Source organism: Neobacillus notoginsengisoli, assembly GCF_003515685.1.
Taxonomy (GTDB): domain Bacteria; phylum Bacillota; class Bacilli; order Bacillales; family Cytobacillaceae; genus Bacillus_D; species Bacillus_D notoginsengisoli.
This window is the reverse complement of record NZ_QWEG01000001.1, coordinates 537,792-544,787: the sequence shown is the minus strand read 5'-3', so window position 1 is coordinate 544,787 and position 6,996 is coordinate 537,792. Positions and strand designations below refer to the sequence as shown.

Annotated in this window: 3 protein-coding genes; all 3 read right to left on the bottom strand. The window is 47.8% G+C overall.

Features of this window, described 5'->3' with window-relative positions; genetic code table 11:
* Nucleotides 1-310: 310 nt before the first annotated feature.
* Nucleotides 311-1,162 (bottom strand): amidohydrolase family protein, encoded by an 852-nt coding sequence (locus tag D1B31_RS02725; RefSeq protein WP_118919190.1) that lies wholly within the window; start codon nucleotides 1,160-1,162, stop codon nucleotides 311-313.
* Nucleotides 1,149-4,229 (bottom strand): GNAT family N-acetyltransferase, encoded by a 3,081-nt coding sequence (locus D1B31_RS02720; RefSeq protein WP_118919189.1) that lies wholly within the window; start codon nucleotides 4,227-4,229, stop codon nucleotides 1,149-1,151. Before D1B31_RS02720 ends, D1B31_RS02725 begins: the two co-directional genes overlap by 14 nt.
* Before the next feature lie 380 nt (nucleotides 4,230-4,609).
* Nucleotides 4,610-6,820, bottom strand: a complete 2,211-nt coding sequence (locus D1B31_RS02715) for an alpha-galactosidase (RefSeq protein ID WP_118919188.1) — start codon at nucleotides 6,818-6,820, stop codon at nucleotides 4,610-4,612.
* Nucleotides 6,821-6,996: the final 176 nt, after the last annotated feature.

The window sequence follows — 6,996 nt, the reverse complement described above, 5'->3', positions numbered from 1 at the left end:
CTCCAGGCTCGACTTCTCTTTGTCCTCTTAATGAGGTCTCTTTTGACGAGGCGGCAGGATTCACTTTATGTTACAACCTGTCAGTTTGCTTGCACCCCCGAAGGGGTTACGTTGTCACAGGGCTTCAACCTTAGGATTTCTCCACCAGTTGCCTGTCAGCTAATGAGCGTCTTGGTACTTACTCAGATTGGACTTTCACCAATTAGCAATTAACGGCTTGCCTGGGCACGCAACAATAAAAAAGGAGCAGAGGCTCCACCTGCTCCTAAAAAAAATCCCCCCGCGACTAGCCGCTGGCTGGATCCACCTTCTATAAAAACTTCTTAATCTTCGGGAACACCTTCAAAGCAGTCTCATAAAAGACGGCCTCATGATACTCTTTTGGGATGATGCTTGCGATGAATTCAATATACGGCTTGATTGGCGTGAGCGGCCAGTCGGTCCCGAACAGGAACTTCTCGTAATTGTTCGTGAACGTGAGCGCATGCAAAAGATGGTCGAAGAACCTCGTCTGCTGCAGGTTCCTGATTTCCCCGTCCGGTCCAACCACCAAACCAGACAAATCAGCATAGACATTCCTGTTCTTGTACACTAGCTCAGCACCGTCAAGCACCCACGGATCGCCGAAGTGCGCCATCATAATCGTCATGTCCCTATGCTTCACGGCGACTTCGTCAATCGCGAGCGGATGCGAGAAGCGGAGCCTGCCCCGCTCGGAATACGTGTCGCCGGTATGGAAGACAACCGGAACGCCAACTTCTTTCGCAATCTTGTAGACAGGTTCGTATACCTCGTCATAGGCAAAGAACGGATAATAGCCAAGATAGATTTTGATGCCGACGCATTCAGGCTTTTGAACCTCCTGCTCGAGCCGGGCAAGTGCTCCCCTGTCCAGGTTGAACGGATTGACGCCGGCACAGTAGACGATATTTCCCGGTATTTCCGGCGTTAAATCAATCCCCATTGGCGTTTCGGCAGCCGAGTCGGGAAATCCCTCTCCGGCTGTTTCCTTCACGCCCATCGCAATTCCAAGGACGACCCCGTTGTCGGCGAACTCCTTCTGGATTCCTTCATTAGAATAATCAACCTTCGAAATCGACTGGGCCGTCCCATGAAAGCTCCCGATGTTCGAATAGTGAATATGCGCATCAATAATCTTCATTGCCATCCACTTTAAAAGTCAGTTTTTGCAAAACCTTCACTTCATCCCTTGTCAGCACCCGATCCCCAGAAACAATGAACGACGGTGCCGATAGCCAGTCGGACCCATGGGCAAGGTCTATCTCCCGGTCCACGGCAATAAACATGACTTCCTTATTCATATACGTTTCCATTGTTTCCGCTTCCCTGTCGGCGATCACCTGAAGAAACTCACCAAATTCTTCACTTCCAACAACTGCATGACCTGAGAGATACGACATGAGTTCCGCTTTCCCAGCATGATACTTCCTCGTTCCTTCAGCGTTTTTCACCCAGCCATGTTTAAAAAACATTTGGCTGAACCAATTCTTATGATGAAGATAGGTGCCGCTATGCTGGCTCAGCTTCGTCACATTGACGAGCACCGGAACACCCGGCAGCATGCAAAAATACTGGTGGATGCCCAGACCTTTCCACATCTCATTCTTTTCAAAAACGGTCGACAAACAAAGCCCCCGCCACGAACGACCTTCACTGTCGACAAGCACAGCTGCGGCTACGTCGGTTTTTTCATTTGCAAAAGATTTCGTGTTGATGCCTTCCAGGCCGGTTACGATTCCCCCGCTCCACGGATTCCACCACGCTCTTGGCGCGAGTGCGGGGAAGGACGAATCCAGCCACTCCCTGCCGGAAACTTCTAATGAAAACAGCCCAGGGTAAAAACCGCTTGACGCGGCAATTGAAAGCAGCCCATTGTTTGCGGTCAACACCGATAAGCCCTCGCGTTTCTCTCCCTGAATAACCACCATTCCGTCAGACGGATTTAGAACGAGTGCATCAATCTTGTCGCTGATGCCGTTGATTTCATACTCAGCGGAAATGACTGAAAGCGGCTCCAACCCTTTTTCCGAAAACGCGAAAGCTTCACGTTGCCGATCATCCTGGGCAATCCTTGTTTTGTAAAAAGTCTGTCTGTCTCTGGCAAAACTCACTTCCCCGTCGATATAGCTCAATTTCCGATCAGAGAGGATGAGTTCCTCCGCTCCATCTTCACGGCAAGCGGCCTGAATCTCGACCGGAGCCCCACCTAGTTCCTTCCGATACTTTCTCCTCGTCGCAAACTCACGGAATTCCTGCCAATCCTGGTATGCTCCAAACGAAAGGGTAACAGGCTCTGAGCTCACTTCTCCCCCTGCCGGTATATGGCCAAGTTCATGTTCCACATACATGTACCAGCTCTCGAAATTCACAGATGCATCTTCAGGCCAAGCGATGCCGTGCGCATACGGCTCATGGCGCGAGAACAGCCAGTTTTCGGAAAGCTTTTTGCTGTCCCACAACCCGTATTCCGCGTCCGCCTTCTCATTGAACGCCACAATTTCTCCATCCATCGCAAAAACAGGCTTGTTGAGCTCATGGTAAACAGGCTGAACCAAACGAATAGGCGATTCGGTCTCCATATCACCCAAGTTCCTAACAACATACGACTGCTCCAGCAGCCCTTCCCCGTACAGCTTCGACTCGCTGACAAGCTCGAGGCCTTTGAAGTCGGTCGATTCATAAACAGCCGACACAACCATAGACCCACCTTCTTCCCTGTACTCGACGCTGGACGGCTTCCGCTTCGAGAATTCACTTGAATATGGTTTGCCGATTTTTGGATAAAAGCCCATCGTCTTCTGGGCAGCCTTTGTGAGCCTGCCGGGAACGAGCCTGTTGTCGAACTTCCGCAAATACAGTTGGTAAAGCCCGTTGTAAATATGCCAGTAATCATCACATTCCCCGCTGAAACGGGCACCCGGTCCTTTAAAGCCAAGCCCGAGCTTTTTGGCAAAAGTGGTCCTCAATCCGCTTTCGGTCACAGCATCCACTATCAGCTTTGGAGAATAGAAACCAAATCTTTTCAAAACATAATGAATCGCAATCGACGTTTTTCCTTTCGCACCCAGCTCAACCTTGTACGTTTTTTCTTCAAGCTCAAGCATAGCGCTTTCCGGAAAAGCAATCGAAAAAGCAGCCGATTCATTAAAGTTGTTTTCCAAATCCAGATAGAAAATCGACTTTTCATGCAGGTAGCTTTGCGAACCCGGAACAGTCCCAGTCACTTTTGCCGGCAACTTCGGCAGGATGCCAACCGCGAACTTCGCTTTCTTTCCATTGATCAAAGCCTTGGTCACTACAGAAGGATGGGTGCGCCAGTTGCTTTGCTCTTCTTCAAGCTCGTCGAGAATAAACTTCGCTTCGACCGTTGTTTCAGCTACAACCGTCACATTCGTTTTAAAATCAAACTTGACGTTTTTGTGTTTTTCCCCTTCAAGCTCGACCATGAGAGGCTTCCCTGATTTGTTTTTAATATGGTAGGTGACCGTGTACTCAGAACCGCACACAAGCTGAAAGTCCTCGACTACCGCCGAAACGAGGTAATCATCCGTTTCAATCGACCTCAACCCACGTCCGGTCCTCTCGAACTCCATCCTTAAGCTGCCATTTTCCGACTTCCAGCTATACTCGTAATAAGTAAAGCTGTTGTCTTTCCTGCCATCCGGTTTCACGTCAATGGCCCTTGTGCTAGCACCATACCAGTCTGCTGAGGCAAAATAGTCTCCTACCGCTTCAGTATTCAGGACGGTCGGCATGAAATTCATCAAATGGGTCGAATCATCCCGGTCTTCCCAAAAGAAACCGCATTTCTTATAAAGCGGGACAGCCTTCGTATTGCCCGGCCAAGTGTACAAATCAAGCCTCGGCCAGCCAAGCTCAACAGTCCGTTCCAACGCTTTCAACACAAGCAGCTTGCCGATTTTTTTGCCATGGTAATCGGTGCGCACATTGAGTAGCGGAATATACAGCGCCCCTTCATCCTCCCGATACTCGCAAAGGCCGCAATAGCCGACAACGAGTTCGCCGTCCATCGCCAGAAATAAGTTTATATTTTCCGAGTTTGCTTCCTGGACGCGGACTCTTTCAGCAGTCGTCACCTGCGCGTCCCCGCCCCAGCCCTCGCGGCTCCGGTTCCACATCTCGGCTACCCCAGCGGCAAGCCCTTCATGATATTCAACAATCTTTATTTTTTCCTTCGTCAGTTCCATTAAGTAATCCCCCGTTCCGGGCCCTTGCCCACCTACGTTTCAATTTTCCTATTTTCCTCGAACCCCTTATCTGCAAAAACTCCATTAACAACCAACATCTTATTCTCCTCCTTAGAAATATTTGGTTTTTTCCAACCATCTTCTATCATAAAGGAAGCAAAAGAAGTATGTAAAGAATTTTTGAAAAATTATAAATTAATATAAAATAGACTCCCTCGGCGAAAATTCACTTAAGGAAGTCTCAAAAGCAATGTAGTTAACTGATAAGAAGATAACCACTTTTTCAAACGGGTGAGTGACACTTAGCCGGATCTTAGCACCGCAACTGTCACGCAAACTACGCTTGAGTGACACTTAGCCGGATTTTAGCGCGCATACTGTCACACATGGCCCGTTGTGTGACAGCCAATTGCCTTGAATCTCCAAAACATGCTGATAAAATCCCGCTTTATTCTTGGCAATGTAATCCCGGCATTCATTAATTCATCTCCTCCGAAAATCTCACCCGTTTCAATGTTTTTATAGACGTAGTCAGGGTGCAAGCCCTGTAATTTTACTATTCGAATCGCGGGTGCGGGCTCTGATAAAATTTTGAAATAGCTAACGGCAGCTTCAGTCTGATCCTCAGAAACGAAGTTCCAGGCCGCCTCATTTCCTTCAAATGGACTAAGCAGTCTGTGGAAACGGCCAAATTGAATGAGTGGCCGGATTTCTTTATACAAAGAAATCTGTTCTTTGACAGTTTTTCTCTCTTGCTCAGTTAATTTCGTTACATCTAGCTCATAGCCGAGATTTCCTCCCATGGCTACATAGCCTCTTGTCTCCAATGGGGTGGTTCTGCCGACTTGGTGATTCGGAACAGAGGATACATGCGCACCCATTGTAATTGGCGGGAACACAAGACTCGTACCGTATTGAATTTTCAGGCGACTAATGGCATCAGTATTGTCACTGGTCCAAGTTTGCGGCATGTAATAGAGCATCCCAGCGTCAAAACGCCCGCCACCGCTTGAACAGCTTTCGAAAAGAACGTCTGGAAATCTTGTTATCAGTTCTTCCATTACTTCATATAAACCGAGAATATATCTGTGGGCCGTTTCACGCTGGCGTTCGGGTGGAAGGGCAGCGGAGCCGACCTCAGTCATATGGCGATTCATATCCCATTTGACATAAGTGATTGGAACGGTTGAAAGGATTGCCGATACTGCATCAATAATATACTCCCGGACTTCCTTCCTTGATAAGTCCAGGATAAGCTGATTTCGGCTCAAAGTTCGCGGCCGACCAAGGACGTGAATGCACCAATCAGGATGTTTTCGATATAACTGGCTATCAGGCGAGACCATTTCCGGCTCAAACCACAAACCAAATTCCATGCCAAGATTACGGACCCGGTTGGCAAAATCGGTTAGTCCTTTTGGAAGTTTGCGCCGGTCGACTATCCAATCTCCTAATGAACTCTGGTCATTGTCCCTTTTTCCAAACCAGCCATCATCAAGGACAAACAACTCGACCCCTAGTTTTTTTGCCTCAATCGCGATTTGCTCAAGCTTTTCAGCTGTAAATTGAAAATAAGTCGCTTCCCAATTATTCATGAGAATCGGCCGCAGGAGATCACGATAAATTCCCCTGCATAATCGCTGACGGTATAATTCATGATACATCCTCGACATCTCCCCCAGCCCGCAGTCCGTGTAAACCATGACGACCTCGGGGGTTTGGAAGATTTCCGCCGGCTCTAATAGCCAACTAAAATCAAAAGGATTGATTCCTATCGAAACTCTCGCCGTTTGAAATTGATCAACTTGAACCTGTGCTATGAAATTTCCGCTATACACTAAATTGAACGCATAGACTTCCCCGTGATTTTCGCCTGTTCCTTGTCTTACCAATGCCAAAAAAGGCGCCTGTTGAGGACTGCTCGCACCCCGGCAGCTATCCACCGCTTGATTGCCAGGAACAATTTTGCGCCTTGCGATATTTTTCTCATTCGTATGGGCGCCGTACAGTGTAATCAATTCATATTCATCGTCACGAAAATCGACACTTGCACTAAGTGCTCTAAGGATTTTCAGTTTTCGCTTCCCATTGTTTTCAAAACGAACCGAACGGGTAATCACATCCCGCTCTTCATATAAGCTGTAGGTTAAGATTACATTTAAGCCAATCACTTGATCCTCTAGAACGATTTCCAATGTTTCAGCTTCGCTTTGTTCTTCTGCATACGTCGAAGGAAGCCCCTTTAATACAGGCTTTCCCTGGCGAACTTGGTATTCCTTATAGCGAAGGTCTGTCACGGTAGAGCCATTTTCCAATTGGATTTGATAAGCCGGAATCCGAAAATCGCCAGTTCCAAATGCCGGATATTCCTGTGGCAATGTATCCAATGAAAAGGCTCGGTCTTGTGGATCTGGGTTTGGAGATAAACCCCTGTAGATGAAAATTAGTTTATTGCTCCCGCGGTAATTGTGAACTCTTTTGCCCCAATATAAATGCGCTAAATATCCATCTCGGACCACCTGCATCACATAACTTGTCTTCTTTCCTTGCAAATGAAACAAATGCTTTTCAACATCGATTTTGATCGCCATGTGACCCCCCCCACCTAGAACGCTTCATTTCTATATAGGCTGAATTAAGAAATAGATCGTTGTTGATTGAAGCGGAAGGCACGAAGACTCCTCGAAAATGCTACACATTTCCTTCGTGCGTGGGCAGATTCAGGGATGCCAATCAATGTCCTGCGGGATGCGGCGGCAAGGTGGAG